10 protein-coding genes are annotated in these 15,493 nt (G+C 61.2%); 5 read left to right on the top strand and 5 right to left on the bottom strand.

The annotated features are described in order from the left end of the window. Positions 1 to 128 precede the first annotated feature (128 nt). Positions 129 to 9,182, top strand: coding sequence for a type I polyketide synthase (locus tag PAB09_RS10320; RefSeq protein ID WP_271033580.1), 9,054 nt, complete (start codon positions 129 to 131; stop codon positions 9,180 to 9,182). A 58-nt stretch (positions 9,183 to 9,240) separates the two neighbouring features. Here the strand turns inward: PAB09_RS10320 and PAB09_RS10315 are convergent, their stop codons facing one another. After that, the gene (locus tag PAB09_RS10315) at positions 9,241 to 10,365 is read right to left on the bottom strand and encodes an HNH endonuclease signature motif containing protein (RefSeq protein ID WP_271033579.1); all 1,125 of its coding nucleotides are present in this window, start codon (positions 10,363 to 10,365) and stop codon (positions 9,241 to 9,243) included. A gap of 340 nt (positions 10,366 to 10,705) precedes the next feature. Between PAB09_RS10315 and acpS the strand changes: the two genes are divergently transcribed. Then, complete coding sequence (acpS, locus tag PAB09_RS10310) at positions 10,706 to 11,095, top strand: holo-ACP synthase AcpS (protein WP_271033578.1); 390 nt, start codon at positions 10,706 to 10,708, stop codon at positions 11,093 to 11,095. Between the two features lie 33 nt (positions 11,096 to 11,128). On the opposite strand, the gene PAB09_RS10305 is transcribed toward acpS, so the two are convergent. Both PAB09_RS10305 and bcp read right to left on the bottom strand, forming a co-directional pair. Continuing rightward, the gene (locus tag PAB09_RS10305) at positions 11,129 to 11,794 is read right to left on the bottom strand and encodes a TetR/AcrR family transcriptional regulator (RefSeq protein ID WP_271033577.1); all 666 of its coding nucleotides are present in this window, start codon (positions 11,792 to 11,794) and stop codon (positions 11,129 to 11,131) included. Next, on the bottom strand, positions 11,794 to 12,270 hold the full coding sequence (bcp, locus tag PAB09_RS10300; RefSeq protein WP_271033576.1) for a thioredoxin-dependent thiol peroxidase: 477 nt from the start codon (positions 12,268 to 12,270) through the stop codon (positions 11,794 to 11,796). Before bcp ends, PAB09_RS10305 begins: the two co-directional genes overlap by 1 nt. Positions 12,271 to 12,436: 166 nt before the next feature. Between bcp and PAB09_RS10295 the strand changes: the two genes are divergently transcribed. Next, positions 12,437 to 12,712, top strand: a complete 276-nt coding sequence (locus PAB09_RS10295) for a DUF3618 domain-containing protein (RefSeq protein ID WP_271033575.1) — start codon at positions 12,437 to 12,439, stop codon at positions 12,710 to 12,712. 78 nt (positions 12,713 to 12,790) lie between these two features. On the opposite strand, the gene PAB09_RS10290 is transcribed toward PAB09_RS10295, so the two are convergent. Further along, a complete protein-coding gene (locus PAB09_RS10290) occupies positions 12,791 to 13,345 on the bottom strand; it encodes an isochorismatase family protein (protein WP_271033574.1) in 555 nt (184 codons plus the stop codon). 275 nt (positions 13,346 to 13,620) lie between these two features. Here PAB09_RS10290 and PAB09_RS10285 point away from each other — a divergent pair, with 275 nt between their 5' ends. Further along, the gene (locus PAB09_RS10285) at positions 13,621 to 13,899 is read left to right on the top strand and encodes a hypothetical protein (RefSeq protein WP_271033573.1); all 279 of its coding nucleotides are present in this window, start codon (positions 13,621 to 13,623) and stop codon (positions 13,897 to 13,899) included. A 55-nt stretch (positions 13,900 to 13,954) separates the two neighbouring features. On the opposite strand, the gene PAB09_RS10280 is transcribed toward PAB09_RS10285, so the two are convergent. Further along, positions 13,955 to 14,503, bottom strand: coding sequence for a recombinase family protein (locus PAB09_RS10280; protein ID WP_271033572.1), 549 nt, complete (start codon positions 14,501 to 14,503; stop codon positions 13,955 to 13,957). 289 nt (positions 14,504 to 14,792) lie between these two features. Between PAB09_RS10280 and PAB09_RS10275 the strand changes: the two genes are divergently transcribed. Next, positions 14,793 to 15,482, top strand: coding sequence for a hypothetical protein (locus PAB09_RS10275; RefSeq protein ID WP_271033571.1), 690 nt, complete (start codon positions 14,793 to 14,795; stop codon positions 15,480 to 15,482). Positions 15,483 to 15,493 lie beyond the last annotated feature (11 nt).

Genomic DNA, 15,493 nt, shown 5'->3' with positions numbered 1-15,493 from the left:
ACCCTCACCTTTTGTGGCATATTAGGTGGGCAAAAGTTTTTCCGTGATCCACCCATGCCATTTTTCGCATGCGCGGACACACGAGACCGAAGAATCGTCGAACACACGTCAAACAGGAGTATTTCCAGGTGACCGAACACAGCATCCAGGTTCAAGGAGCAGACCGCCTCGTAGCTCGCCTCGGCGCAGGCAACGAGCAGCCCTTCGGCCTCATCTTTTCCGGCCAGGGCTTCGATTGGGTAGCCACCTTGCGCACCGCCGTCGCACACGGTGCCGGACGCACGATCACTCCCCTCGTCGAACAGGCAGCAGTCTTGCTCGAGCCCGTGGCTGACCAGCTCGCAGGAACCCGCCCATGGGGCTTCGATCCGATCGGGTGGGTCAACGCCTCACAGCTGAATCTGGACACCAGTCAGGCAGCGATCAGCGTGCCGGGAATCCTCGTCGCCCAGCTCGCGGTCCTTGACCAGCTCGAAGCCCAGGGACTGGACCTAGACGCCGCGAGCATCGCCATCGGCCACTCGCAGGGCTGCTTGGGGGTTAGCGCCTTGAAAGACCTCACCCGTGCGGCAGAGGTCCTCGCCATTGCCCAGCTCATCGGCGCGGGAATCACCCGCCGAGCCCGCCAGACGGGTCTCATCGCACAAGGGGAGGCCATGCCGATGATCGCCATCGAGGGCATCACCCGTGCGCAGTTGGAGCAGGCCATCACCGCGACCTGCGGCGCGATGGAGGAGGCCATCCGGCCAGTGGTGGGACTGCGCAACGGTCGCACCGCCTACGTGCTCGTCGGCCGCCCCGCCGATAACCAGCGCGTGCTCGACTACCTCGCAGCACGTGCAGCCAAGGACGCCCGCGCAATCGACAACAAGGAGCGCGGCGGCAAGCCCTTCGCACCCACCTTCACCCCGCTGCCGGTCCAGGTTGGCTTCCACCACCCGGCCATGCAGGCTGGCGTTGAGCAGATCGTCGAATGGGCTCAGGCCGCAGGCCTCGATACCGAATTGGCGCGCCGCAACGCCCAGGAGGTGCTCGTCACCGAAACCGATTGGCCGGCCGAGGTCAACCGCGCGCTCGACAAAGGGGCGCTCTGGCTACTCGACGTCGGCCCAGGCGGCGGCGTTACCTCGCTGACCACGCCGCTTATCGCAGGCAGTGGTGCCGCCACCTTCGCCGTGGACGGCGACGAGGGGCAATCCGCACTCTTTGACACCGGGCGCGCCCCGTCACTGCCCACCCCGTACTCGGCATTCGCTCCGAAGCTGGTGCGCGAGAACGGCCGGGTGCGCGTTGCCACCAGGTTCACCGAGCTCACGGGGCGCAGCCCCATGTTGCTGGCTGGTATGACGCCGACCACCGTCGACCCCAAGATCGTCGCCGCCGCAGCCAACGCCGGCCACTGGGCCGAGCTCGCCGGTGGTGGCCAGGTCACCCCGGAGATCCTCGAGGCCCACCTTGCCGAGCTAGGCACCCTGCTGGCCCCGGGCGTCAACGCCCAGTTCAATTCCATGTTCCTGGATCCCTATCTGTGGAAGATGCAGATCGGCGGCAAACGCCTCGTACCCAAGGCCCGTGCGGCCGGCGCCCCGATCGACGGCATCGTCATCACAGCGGGTATCCCGGAAAAAGACGAGGCCGTGGCGCTGGTCAAGGAGCTGCGCGCCGGTGGGTTCCCGTGGATCGCATTCAAGCCGGGAGCGGTCAAGCAGGTGCGCGCCGTACTCGCCATCGCGGCTGAGGTTCCGCAGACCCCGATCATCATGCACCTCGAAGGCGGCAAGGCCGGCGGCCACCACTCCTGGGAAGACCTCGACGACCTGCTCATGTCTACCTATGAGCACATCCGTGCCCAAGACAACGTGGTCCTGTGCGTCGGTGGCGGCATCGGCACCCCGGAACGAGCGGCCGACTACCTCACCGGCTCCTGGGCGACGGCCTACGACCTGCCCGCCATGCCCGTCGACGGCATCCTCATCGGCACCGCAGCCATGGCCACCAAGGAGGCAACCACCTCCGAGTCCGTCAAGCAGCTGCTCGTGGAGACCGCGGGCATCGACGGGTGGGTAGGTGCTGGCAAGGCCGCAGGCGGCATGGCCTCCGGGCGCTCCCAGCTCGGCGCCGACATCCACGAGATTGACAACTCCTTCGCCAAGGCCGGGCGCCTGCTCGACGAGGTCGCAGGCGACGAGGCCGCCGTGGCCGCCCGCCGCGAGGAGATTATTGCCGCTATCGCGAAGACCGCAAAGCCCTACTTCGGTGACCTCGAAGGCATGACCTACCTGGAGTGGCTCAACCGCTACTTGGAGCTGTCCGGTCCTTATCGGGGGGCCTGGACTGACATCTCCTGGTACAAGCGCTTCGTTTCTATGCTCGAGCGCGCCGAGGCTCGCCTCATCGACCTCGACCACGGCGCATTCACCCCGCAGGTCACGCTGGGCGTGGAGGAAGACCCGCAGGTGGCCGTCGGTAAGCTTGCAGACCTTTACGACGCCACCGTTACGCTGCATCCGGCCGATCGCGCCTGGTTCCTTTCTCTTGCCCGCACCCCGGGCAAGCCCGTGAACTTCGTGCCTGTCATCGACAAGGACGTGCGCCGCTGGTGGCGCTCGGACTCCCTGTGGCAGTCCCACGACGAGCGCTATGATGCCGATCAAGTCGCCATCATCCCAGGTATTGCCGCAGTAGCTGGCATCACTCAGGCCAACGAGCCAGTCGCAGAACTTCTTGAGCGCTTCAACCAGGCCACCATCGACCGCCTCAGCGCCAGCGGCGAACAGGTCACCGAAACCGACCGCGGACTCATCACGCGCATCCTGGGGGCCGCAGGCACCTACTGGGCAGGCCGCAACCAAACCTCCCTCATCCAGCGCCTCGGCGATGTCGACGCATGGCAGCTTTCCGACGACCACAGCGTGGCAACGCATGCGACCACAGGTGCGAACCTGGTGGCAGAAGATGCCACCCACGCCGTGCTCACCGTCCCGCTCGCAGGTTCCACCGCGCACGGCACCAACGCCAGCCTGCGGATTCGCCTCACCGTGGACAACGACGCGCCCGGCGGTGCCGTCCCACAGGTAACCCAGGCCGACGCGGAGGCAGCGATGGGCGAGCTCACCCGCATCGCTGCCGGTGGCACGTTGGGGACGGAAGAAAACGGCGAAATCACCTGGCACACCACCGTCGACGCCGCCCAAGTCGCCGACTACACCAACGTCACCGCGGGATGTCTGCCACAGGCCATCACCCCGGCAGGCACGGCGCCGGACGTTCTCGTCGGCTACGCCTGGCCCGCGATCTTCGCCGCCGTGCGCGCGGCCACCATCCCCGGCACAGACTCCGCAAGCGTCGTCGAAGGAATGCTCAGCCTCGTCCACCTCGAACACCACCTCACCGTGCAGGCACCGCTTGCCGACTCCCTGGTTGACGGCACGAACATCGACGTCACCGCCCGCGCAGAAGAGGTCGTTGACACCGAAATCGGACGCATCGTGGTTGTTCGCGCAGAGCTTTGCGCCAACGGCAAGCCGCTGGCAAAGCTGTCCGAGCGCATGGCCATCCGCGGCCGCCGCGGTCAGTCCACCGCGCGCACCAATACCTCCGCCCTGCCCACCCATGTCGATGCGCCGCGCTCCTTCCGGGCGCACGCCACCGTCACCGCGCCGACGTCGATGAAGCCGTTCGCCATCGTCTCCGGTGACCGCAACCCGATCCACGTCTCTGAGATCGCGGCAAAGCTGGCGGGTCTTCCCGACGGCGTCATCGTCCATGGCATGTGGACCTCCGCCGTCGCCGAGCTGATCGCCGCTGCTGCTTACACCGACGACAACGTCACCACGGCCGCCTCCCGCGTCGTGGAATACACCGCCACCATGCTCGCCCCCGTCTTGCCGGGGCAGCAGGTGGAGTTCCTCGTGGAGCGTTCCGGGCTCGACACCCGCGCCCACCATGGCGAGGTGCGAGAAGTCACCGCGACCGTCAATGGAGAGGTTGTGCTCACCGCCACCGCCGTGATGGCCGCACCGGCAACGTTCTACGCATTCCCCGGACAGGGCATCCAGTCACAGGGCATGGGCATGGAAGCGCGTTCCCGCTCCGCCGCAGCGCGCGAGGTCTGGGACCGCGCCGACCGCCACACCCGCAGCAAGTTGGGCTTTTCTGTGCTGGAAATCGTTCAGAACAACCCCAAGGAGGTTGTCGTCGACGGTGAGGTGTTCCACCACCCCAAGGGTGTGCTGTTCCTGACGCAGTTCACCCAGGTTGCCATGGCCACTCTCGGCGTAGCTCAGATTGCCGAAATGCGAGAGGCGCACGCGCTCAATCAGCGCGCCTGGTTTGCTGGACACTCCGTGGGCGAATACAACGCGCTGGCCGCCTACGCTGCGGTGCTTACATTGGAAAACGTGGTGGAGATCGTCTACCGCCGCGGCCTTACCATGCATCGCCTCGTCGAGCGTGATGAATACGGAAACTCCAACTATGGTCTGGCTGCCCTGCGCCCGCACAAGATGGGGCTTAACGCCGACACTGTCTTCGACTACGTCTCGGGCGTGGCCGAGGAATCCGGCGAGTTCTTGGAGATCGTCAACTACAACCTTGCCGGCAAGCAGTACGCCGTCGCAGGCACCGCCAAGGGCCTGGAAGCCCTGGGCGCTGACGCCGAATCCAAGGCACCCGGCCAGCGTGCCCTGGTCATTATCCCGGGCATCGACGTGCCGTTCCACTCCACTCACTTGCTCAATGGGGTGGACGACTTCCGCGAGCACCTCGATTCCCTGATCCCGGAGAACATCGACCTAGACACCCTGGTCGGTCGCTACATCCCGAATCTGGTGGCTCGGCCTTTCGAGCTCACGGAAGAATTCGCGCGTTCCATCCTCGAGGTCGTAGACGCCCCGATCGTCAAGGACATCGTCTCCAACTTCGCCGCCCATGCCGAAAACCCGGTCAAGCTTGGCCGAACGCTGCTGGTAGAGCTGCTGGCCTGGCAGTTTGCCTCCCCGGTACGCTGGATTGAAACTCAGGATTTGCTGCTGCGCTCCACCGAGCACGGCGGCCTGGGGGCGGAGCGCTTCGTCGAAGTAGGCGTGGGTGCCGCCCCGACGCTGGCCAACATGATGGCACAGACGGTGGCGATGCCGCAGTACGCGGGCCGCGAACTTGAAATCCTCAACGTCGAGCGCGAGCGCGCCGTCGTTTTTGCAGCCGACGAATACACCTTCGAGGTAGACCACCCCGAGCAAGAGGCCGAGGCGGTAGAGAATGTGGCAACCGCATCTACCCCAATCCCGGTGGAAGCCGCGCCGGCGCCGGTGGCCGCATCTAGCGGCGGTCCACGTCCAGACGATATCGCCTTCACCCCGGCTGACGCCACCGAAATGCTCATCGCGTTGTGGACGAAGGTCCGACCAGACCAGATGAGTTCCAGCGACTCGATCGAAGCCCTGGTCGAGGGAGTCTCCTCCCGCTGCAACCAGCTCTTGCTGGACCTCGGCGTGGAATTTGGGCTGGGTGCCATCGACGGCGCGGCCGATGCCGAGCTCGATGACCTCAAGGCCACCGTGTCCCGCATGGCGAAGGGATACAAGGCCTTTGGCCCCGTGCTTTCCGACTCCGCGGCCGACGCCCTGCGCCGCATCACCGGCCCCACGGGCAAGCGCCCCGCATACATCGCCGAGCGAGTAACCGGGGTCTGGGAACTGGGAAGTGGCTGGGCCGATCACGTGGTCGCCGCGGTGGTCATCGGTGCGCGCGAGGGAGCCTCCCTGCGTGGCGGCGACCTCGCGACCCTGCAGCCAGCTGCGCCATCCAACGCGAGCGAACTTGACGCTCTCATCGATGCCGCCGTGCAATCCGTGGCGGCAGCCCGCGGCGTGAGCGTCTCCCTGCCCGGCGGCGGGGCGAGCGCCGGTGGGGCAATGGTAGATTCCGCAGCGCTTGAGGCGGTGACAGGAAAGGAGGGCGTGCTGGCGGCTACGGCTCGAACCATCCTCAACAACCTTGGGCTCAATGACGAGGCAGCAGGTGCGGACCTCGATGACGCGGACGCTGATGCCGCTTTGTTCGAGCTGGTCTCCGCGGAGCTCGGCCCAGACTGGCCACGCCTGGTCTCCCCATCCTTTGATGAGAATAAGGCGGTGCTTATCGACGATCGCTGGGCCAGCGCCCGCGAAGACGTCAGCCGCGTTGCGGCAGGCGTGCTAGACGCCAGCGAACTCGACCTGACCGGCGCCGGGGAATCCGTGGCCCGCCAAGCCGATTACCTTGGTCTTCCCGAACTTGCCGCGCAGGCACGAGACACCCAGCCATTGGCGTATGCCACAGACATCGCGGTCGTCACTGGTGCTTCCCCGAACTCGATCGCGGCAGCGGTCGTCGAAAAGCTCCTGGCAGAAGGCGCGACCGTGATCGTGACGACGTCCTCGCTTTCGCACTCTCGCCTCGAATACTACAAGCGCGCCTACCGCACGTCGGCGCGCGGCAACGCAGCCTTGTGGGTGGTTCCGGCCAACTTGTCTTCGTTTGCGGATCTGGATGCCCTCATTAACTGGATCGGCAATGAGCAGACCGCGACCGTCAATGGCGCGACTAAGCTCATCAAGCCGGCGCTCAAGCCAACCTTGCTGTTCCCGTTTGCCGCACCTCGAGTATCCGGCTCGCTCCAAGAGGTCGGGCCTCAGACGGAGATGCAGATGCGACTGCTGCTCTGGAGCGTCGAGCGACTCATCGCTGGCCTGTCCGCCATCGGCACCGACACCCACGTCGGGCAGCGCCTGCACGTGGTATTGCCAGGCTCCCCGAACCGCGGACGCTTCGGCGGCGACGGCGCCTATGGCGAGGCCAAGGCCTCCCTGGACGCACTAGTTACTCGCTGGAACGCGGAATTGAGCTGGAAGCCACTCACCTCACTCGCCCACGTGCTCATCGGATGGGTGCGGGGCACGGGACTGATGGGCGGCAACGATCCACTGGTCGCCGCAGTCGAGGCGGCAGGGGTCACGACCTTCTCTACCGAGGAGATGGCCGAAAACCTCATCAAGCAGGTTACTGCGGAGGTAAGAGCGGCTGCGGCGAAGGCTCCGGTCATTGCTGACTTCACAGGTGGCTTGGGTGACAATGACATCAACCTCGCCGAACTTGCTCGCGCCGCGACCCGTGACGCGGCCGGTGGGGAAGAAGACGTCCCCGCTACCGTCCAGGCGTTGCCGAGCCCGTATCGCCCCGTTGCCGAAACGACGCCCGATTTTACCGGTCAGGTCTCGCAGGATTTGGACGAGATGGTCGTCATCGTCGGCGCTGGTGAGCTTGGGCCGTGGGGTAGCGCGCGTACCCGCTTCGACGCCGAGCTCACCGGGGATCTTTCCGCAGCAGGCGTGGTAGAGCTTGCCTGGACTATGGGTCTGATCCATTGGGATACGGACCCGAAGCCGGGCTGGTACGACGCCAACGATGAGGCTATTGCCGAAGAAGAGATTTACGAGCGCTTCCACGATGAAGTACTCGCTCGCGTCGGCGTGCGCCGCTATCACGACGACTTCGGCATGGTCGACAATCTCGCGCCGGAGCTGACCACCATCTACCTCGACAAGGACCTGTCCTTCAATGTTTCTTCCAAGGAAGCGGCGAAGACCTTTGTTGACTCCGAGCCGGAGTTGACCACCGCCTCCTTCGACGAGGCGACCGGGGAGTGGATCGTCACCCGCAAGGCCGGTTCGGCAGTGCGCGTCCCGCGCCGCATGGCGATGAGTCGTTTCGTGGGCGGTCAGATCCCTGAAGGCTTCGATCCTTCGGTCTATGGCATCCCCGCTGACATGTGTGACAACCTGGATCGCGTTGCACTGTGGAACATTGTGTGTACCGTCGATGCCTTCCTTTCCTCTGGATTTAACCCTGCGGAGCTGCTCGCCCATATCCATCCGGCTCGTGTGTCCTCCACGCAGGGCACCGGCCTCGGCGGCATGGAATCCATGCGATCGCTCTACATTGATCGACTGCTGGCGGAGCCTCGTGCCAACGACATCCTGCAGGAAGCGCTGCCCAATGTCATGGCAGCTCACGTCATGCAGTCCTACGTCGGTGGCTATGGCCAGATGATTCATCCCGTGGCTGCTTGTGCCACCGCGGCCGTCTCCGTCGAGGAGGCCGTCGACAAGATCAAGCTGGGCAAGTCCGACTTCGTAGTCGCTGGTGGCTACGATGACCTTTCGGTCGAAGGAATCACGGGCTTTGGTGACATGGCTGCCACCGCAGACTCCGGCGAGATGGCTGCAAAGGGTATCGATGACCGTTACTTCTCCCGCGCGAACGACCGCCGCCGCGGAGGCTTCGTCGAGTCCGCGGGCGGTGGCACCGTCCTGCTGGCCCGTGGCTCGCTGGCCGCTGAGCTGGGCCTACCGGTGCTGGGCGTGGTCGGCTTTGCCGAGTCCTTCGCCGATGGTGCCCACACCTCCATCCCAGCGCCTGGTCTGGGAGCCTTGGGCGCCGCTCGTGGCGGGGTAGAGTCCCGTTTCGCGAAGCAGTTGCGCAAGGTGGGTGTGCGTGCCGACGAGATCGCGGTGATCTCCAAGCACGACACCTCTACCACCGCCAACGATCCAAACGAGTCCGACTTGCACGAGCGCATTGCTCGGGCGATTGGACGCACGGACGGCAACCCGCTTTACGTCATCTCTCAAAAGACGCTGACCGGTCACGCGAAGGGTGGCGCGGCTGCGTTCCAGATCATCGGAATGACCCAGGTGCTGCGCACTGGCCTTGTTCCCGCGAACCGAAGCCTGGACTGCGTCGACCCGGTGTTGGCCGAGAACGAGCACTTCGTGTGGCTGCGTGAGCCGCTAGATCTATCCAGCAGGGCGCCGAAGGCTGGCTTGGTTACCTCGCTCGGTTTCGGACACGTCTCCGCGCTGGTCGCCATTGTTCACCCTGCGGCCTTCGTCGAGGCGCTGCGAGTCGAGTCTGGTGAAAGCGCAGTGGATGTTTGGCGAGGACGCGCGGTTGCCCGCGAGACCGCTGGTTTCGACCGCATCCTCGAAGGAATGCACGGCGGAGCCGCCTTGTACGAACGCCCTGTCGACCGTAACCTTGGTGGAACCGGGAAGGTAGCTAAGGAACGCGAGGCAGCGATTCTGCTCGATGACTCTGCACGATTGATTGATGGCGTTTTGCTCCCAGGGGCTCAAGCCTAATTGTGAGCATTGAGCTTCAGCGGTGATTTTCCCATTCGAAGGAAAGTCACCGCTTCCGCTATGCTGCGTGGCCCCTGGCGTAGGCAACCTTGGCCTCCCACTGTGGGCTCGAGGCCTCGCGGTATTCTCGGTATACTCTCCGGAACCCGAATTCAGTGCGTATCACGTGGCCAAACGTGCTTGCGCGTCCTGGGTCGTCGTTATTGATGAGATTGTGCCCTGGGCACAGGAGAACTAAGTTTTCTTGGTCGGTTTTTCCTTCGTGTTTCCATGCCCTGATGTGGTGGACTTGGCAATGCTCGGCCGGTACAGGGCAGTCTCCCCACATGCAATGGCTGGCTTCGGCCATGGCCAAAACCCTCTGCTTTTCAGAAGCGAAGCGGTAGGCACGGCCAAGCTCGACAGAACCGAGAACTGGGTGAATAAGGGCGATTCCCCATTCCGGTGAGATCTGTGAAGCCATGAAATCCATTGCGCTCATTCGCACGCCGTCCGAGCGTTCAAGCATCACGGTGCCGTCGGGTTGAGTAAGAACTTTGTCGGCCACATCCAATGGGATTTGTATGATGGGGTGTAAGACGAGGTCAGCTCCGATTCGGGGAATGCTCATCCTCGGTTTTTCATCGGAGCTCAGGTCGGAGCCTTGGTTGGTGTGCAGCGGTTGGTGTCCCTTCTCGACGATCGTGGCTGCTGGATCAGCTAGCCCCTTGAGAGCTTCGTGCATGGAGTTGACATGCTCGGGGTCACCGGTGATGTTGAGGCTAAACGCGCCACCTTTGTGATGGGTAATCCGGACGCCCTTCTTTGGGTTGCGCGGTGGAGGCTTGAGGCGAGAATGCTCCCTTTTGGCGATGGATTTGAGGTCTGCGAAGTTCTTCGGGTGCTGTGAAAATACGGCTAGCCGAAGCTGCCAAGCCTTCTTGCGTGATAGCTTGCGCGCGTAGTCCTCGACGAATTTCAGCCCATTAAGGGTGTGGCCGTTTTCGGAAATAAGGCGAAGCACCTGCGCGGCCTTGCTTTTGTAGTGTCCTAACACGAAATACGTCTCTGTCATCGAGCGAAGCCAATTGGCTTCAGATTCTTCGATGCCTAGTTCCTCCAGAGCAACGGTCGATTCCCTGGCATCGCGCAGAAGCGCGACCGGGGAGGTGGTCATCATCGCTAATGCTTGTAGAAGTGTCATGGTTCACACGATAATTGAAAATGTGGCATGCGTCTAGAACAAATGTGCTATCCTTGGGGCAAGAAAGGATAAACTACCAGGTAGTAGAGGGGAAAAATTGTTTATGCAACGCAATGTTCGAAGACATTTTCACGTGGTTTTTGGAATCGCTTTGAAGCCCTTTCAGGCGCAGATCGAATGAGTTCGGTCGCTTAAATGAGGGCGTGAGGAAGGTAATGCTTCGCATCCAATTGTGGAGATAGGAAGGGCAAGAGGTTTTGCCAAGCAAAAGGCACGCATCAAATAGTGCTGCACTGCCTGTGGGCATTGCATCTGTTTTCTGTAGATATGCTTGGTTGTCATGACCTACTTTGTGGGCACCGATTTGGTGTACGTACCCGCTTTTACGGAACAACTAGCTCGCCCCGGTTCGCGCTTCGAGGCGGTTTTTAGCTCACGGGAGCTACGGCTTGCATCGACCAAGCAACGCCGCGAGGAACATTTGGCTGGGCGGTGGGCGGCGAAGGAAGCCTTTATCAAGGCTTGGTCGCAGTCGTTGTTCGGATTCCCGCCGCCACTTGCCCCTGACGCTGTGGACTTCTCTGAGATAGAGGTTGTTGCGGATTCCTTTGGAAGGGTCGTGGTCGAGCCGCGTGGGAAGGTGCGTGAGGCGTCGGGAATGGAACGTGTGCAGCTGAGCATTAGCCACGACGGGGACTATGCAACAGCGACGTGCATAATCGAGCGATAGTTATTGGGCGCAGTGGTCGTCGGCAAGCGAAAATTAGCCGGTGGCGACGGCGAAGAGATACGCGATGATCATGCGTTTGATCTCGGCAACGGTGGCCTCAAAGGCCTGCTCATCGGCCGAGGAGTTCACGGCATAGTTCAAAAGGGAAACCACGGTGTGGACCAAAAGTCCTGCAACGGCCCGGCGTTCATCGTCTGTCACCATCGGGGCCAAGGGTTTGAGTACCTCTGCGAGCATTTCGAGCATGGGGCGCTCGGTATCGGCAGCAGTGGCGCGAGTGGCGGGTGTGGATTGCACGGCGTGCCACACCGCCCGCCGGGAAGGGTCGGCGCGCCACATTCCAGCGAGGTGGTCGATCAGCTCGTCGAGGAAATCTGGCCACTGGAGGGCAGGGACAAGTTCGGCGAAGCGGCGCAGTTCGGCAATGGTGGCGGCAGTGTCCTCGCGGTCGAGTTCGCAAATGAGGACGTACTTGTTGGCGAAGAATTGATACAAGGTACCGATCGGCACCTCGGCGCGCTTGGCCACCTCGTCGAAGGTGAAGGACTCGAAACCCACGTCAACGAGCACGCTGCGGGCAGCAGAAAGGATGCGGGAGAAGCGCTCGCGGGAGCGTTGTTGGGCAGGCCTGCGGCGGGGTAGGAGGATCTCCTGCCCCGGTTCCTGCCCCGCGCGCTCCGGCGCCGCCTTGTTCGGCATTAGGCCTTGTTCAGCTCCTTGAGCACGCGAGCAACATGCCCGGTTGCGCGCACATTGTACAGAGCAAGCTCGATGGTTCCGTCAGCGTCGACGAGGAAGGTGGAGCGGATGACGCCCTCGACGATCTTGCCGTAGTTCTTCTTTTCACCAAACGCCCCGTATGCTTGCATGACCTGTTTGTCGGGATCGGAAAGAAGCGGGAAGTTGAGGCCGTGGTCGTCGCGAAACTTGGCCAGTTTGTCCGGGGTATCGGGGGAGATGCCGACGACATCGATGCCAAGGTCGTTGAGCTGAGCTAGTGAATCGCGAAAGTCGCAGGCCTCCTTGGTGCACCCTGGGGTGTTGGCGCGCGGGTAGAAGTACACTACGACTTTGCGCCCGGCGAAATCAGCCAGCGAGGTGGTCGAGCCCGAATCGTTGGCAAGGCTAAAGGCGGGTGCGATCGCGCCTACTTCCAGTCGTGGGAAAACAGTCATACCTTTAAGGATAGCCAAAAAAGGCGCGCATCTTGCTGGCCGGATCGGTGTTTTCGCCTCAGGTTGTGGCACTCTTGTAGATGGGAAAGAGTAGACTTAGTGCTCGATCGCGCTCCGGCGCGGCAAACACAAGACTTTTAAAAAAAGGAACGTAGGGAGAAACCCAGTGGCACGCAATATTGATGATATTCAGCGCGATATTGAGCGCACCCGCCGCCAGCTTGCGAGCACCCTCGATGAGATCGCGGATCGCACCAAGCCGCAGAACTTGGTCGATGAGGCGAAGGGGCAGGTGACCTCCAAGCTGCAGGATCCGCAGGTTCAGAAGATCCTGGCCGGCGTTGGTGCAGCTGTGGCTACGCTGGTAGTTTTCTCGCTTGCTCGAAGCTCCCGCAAGCGCAAGGAGCTCAAGGAGATCCAGCGCCTGTTGGCATCTCGTTAATGGCGTTTGTGCTTGCCGACGTAGCCAGCCCGCGCGTCGGCAAGCTTTTCTTTGCCTGTTGCGCTGCAGGTGGTTGGCTTAGGCTACTTCAGCGCCGGCGGTGGCGATTTCCTCCAAGGCTGCCTCGCCGGTCGTTTCGGCAACGGGGGAGCACAGGTTGGAGAATACGCGCACTTTGAGGCCTTCTTTGAGCCCGTCCAAGGTTGTTGCGCGCACACAGTAGTCGGTGGCGATGCCGACGATGTCGATGACGTCGACCTGATGGTTGCGCATCCAGTTGCTAAAGCTCGTCCCGTCATTGGTAAAGCCCTCGAAGCCTGAGTATGCGGCGGTGTATTGGCCTTTGAAGAAGGCGGCGTCGGTGGGCGTGCCGGCGAGCGCTTCGTGCAGCTGGGCGCCGTGGGAGTCAGCCACGCAATGTGGTGGCCAGGTGCTGATAAAATCCGGCGCCGCGCTGAAGTGGGTGCCGGGCTGAATGTGCCAGTCCTGGGTGGTGACAACGAAGTTATACTCATCGCGGTGCGTGGCAACGAATTCCGCAATGTCAGCGGCCACTGCGTCACCACGGGCGGTGGCTAGGCTACCGCCGGGGCAGAAGTCGTTTTGAACGTCGACGATGACAAGTGCTCGCATACTTCCGACATTTTACCTAGAACCTGGGCATTGCCCCCATCTAATACCCCTAAGCGGCGCCAAGAGACCCCCGCCAAATTAGGCTGCGCTTGCCTGGCGGGGGTCTTGTGCTGGGAAAACAGTGCGCCATCAGGGACTCGAACCCCGAAGGGTTTTAGAAGCTGAATAACAGTGCGTTTGCACTGGTCAACGGCATACTTTGGTAGATGCTCTGCTCTGGAAAATAACCATACACGGGCTTTGTGCCCAATTCGTGCCCAGAGAGAGGTAAAACCATGAAGTTGTTTCAAGACTTGCTGACGCTAGATAAAGCTTTGAAGGCCATCGTCATCAAAGGTGAGTGTGATCTAGTTGATGTTGACCGAATCGCCTTCGCAGGCGTTGAAGACGGCCGCATTTTCCTCATCCATGATGAGAACTTGAGTGACGAACACCCGATCATCTCCCCCGTGATTGACCTTGCCCGGCGCGCCGGGTTGGTGGCGGATAGCGACATCACGCGGGAATCTGAACAATACCTGTCCACATTGGAACGTGTACGCTGGTTCGCCTAAGACATGAAAAATGCCCTCACAGCTTCGCGCTGTGGGGGCTTCGTCGTGTTCGTGGTTAGTCTTCCAACGCCCGGTAGATGGATGGCCGAGAAACTCCGAACTGTTTGGCGATGGCAGAGATGCTTTCGCCTTCGGCTTTGAGCTGTCGCACTTGCTGCATCTGCTCTGGAGACAGCGATGGCTTGCGGCCCTTGTACTTGCCCTGTGCCTTTGCGATGGCAATGCCTTCGGCTTGTCGCTCCTTAATCATGGAACGTTCAAACTCTGCTACGGCTCCCAACATGTTCAGGAGCAAGTTGGACATAGGGGAGTCTTCGCCGGTGAACTCCAAATTTTCTTTGATGAATCGGACAGCGACACCCTTGCCGTTCAGTTCCTCGACGATGGTGCGAAGGTCAACGATGTTACGCGCCAGCCTGTCCATGCTGTGGACGGTGAAGGTATCGCCTTTGCGTGCGTAGCGGATGGCTTCTTGCAGCTGTGGACGGTTCGCATCCTTGCCGCTTGCCTTGTCGGTAAACATCTCATCGACGTGGATGCCTTCTAATTGCCGCTGCTCGTTTTGGCCTACAGAGCTAACGCGCTGGTATCCGATCACTGCCATTGTCCTAGTCCCTTCGTTGCCGTGGTGTGTACGGATAAGTCTAAGACCTAACCGGACAACTGTCAAACAATGGGAGATTTGACCCTAACGTACAGCGGGAACAGGTTGGGGTGGTGATGTACGTATGGCTGTACGCTATACACACATTAGGACCTTAAGGCAGCAATCCGAATTGAGAACCTTTCTGAAAAATCATCCATTTTGCAAACCTAATTGTGGTAGAACCACCTTAAACTTTTCAAGGCTACACCTCCCTTTCTCACACCGCATTCATGAAGGAAGATTTTAAGTGAAGAACAGAAAACGTCTCACCGGTCTTGCCCTTGTAACTGCAAGCGCAGTCTTCGCAGGGGCAACAGCCAATGCCCAGGATGTATGGAATAAGGAAGACGACGAAGGGAGGGTAACAACGCGGCACACTGGAGAAATGTCCAGAGGTTTGGGAAACCAAGCACAAGAATCGTCCAATACTTCAAAAACGGACCATGCTTTTGATGAAATATTTTTCGGCAATGGCCCCAACGCTAAGATCCTCGCAAAGAACCTAAAAGATCCCATTTACGCTTCATTAGCTAAAGAAAAGGAGGCATCCCGCGAGGATGATGAACTTCACCTAAAGGTGAGGACCCAGGTTGAGTCCATGGAGCCTGGTTTTGTAGAGGGCTTCAACAATGAAATCGCGACTGGAAACCCTTATCGGATCGAAAGGGCGCTCGAACGAGGAAGCGATCTCATTACCCAGTCCCTTGAAAATGACCTAAACAATTCAGGCGCAAACGCATCCCCACAATGCGCATTCGTTTTTGCCTGGGCAGTCGCTGTTTTGGTCAACTACGGTGCGGCCGTAAATATTGAGACGTATGCGCTTGTCCATCATAAGGTTAAGCTCGCTGAGTCCAGGGCTGTCATTTCCGAGGAGCAGGCAAGTCTGGAGCGTCAGCGAGTTGTTACAGCGATCTTGGAGACTTACGCCCCGTGATCTCAGGGAAT

The sequence above is a fragment of the Corynebacterium sp. SCR221107 genome (genome assembly GCF_027886475.1).
Classification (GTDB): domain Bacteria; phylum Actinomycetota; class Actinomycetes; order Mycobacteriales; family Mycobacteriaceae; genus Corynebacterium.
This window is presented reverse-complemented; position numbering and strand designations above follow the sequence as displayed.

Excerpts from the sequence above, each read along its gene's own strand:
- PAB09_RS10315 (WP_271033579.1), bottom strand. The coding sequence starts at position 10,365 with ATGACACTTCTACAAGCATTAGCGATGATGACCACCTCCCCGGTCGCG.
- acpS (WP_271033578.1), top strand. The coding sequence starts at position 10,706 with ATGACCTACTTTGTGGGCACCGATTTGGTGTACGTACCCGCTTTTACG.
- PAB09_RS10305 (WP_271033577.1), bottom strand. The coding sequence starts at position 11,794 with ATGCCGAACAAGGCGGCGCCGGAGCGCGCGGGGCAGGAACCGGGGCAG.
- bcp (WP_271033576.1), bottom strand. The coding sequence starts at position 12,270 with ATGACTGTTTTCCCACGACTGGAAGTAGGCGCGATCGCACCCGCCTTT.
- PAB09_RS10290 (WP_271033574.1), bottom strand. The coding sequence starts at position 13,345 with ATGCGAGCACTTGTCATCGTCGACGTTCAAAACGACTTCTGCCCCGGC.
- PAB09_RS10285 (WP_271033573.1), top strand. The coding sequence starts at position 13,621 with ATGAAGTTGTTTCAAGACTTGCTGACGCTAGATAAAGCTTTGAAGGCC.
- PAB09_RS10280 (WP_271033572.1), bottom strand. The coding sequence starts at position 14,503 with ATGGCAGTGATCGGATACCAGCGCGTTAGCTCTGTAGGCCAAAACGAG.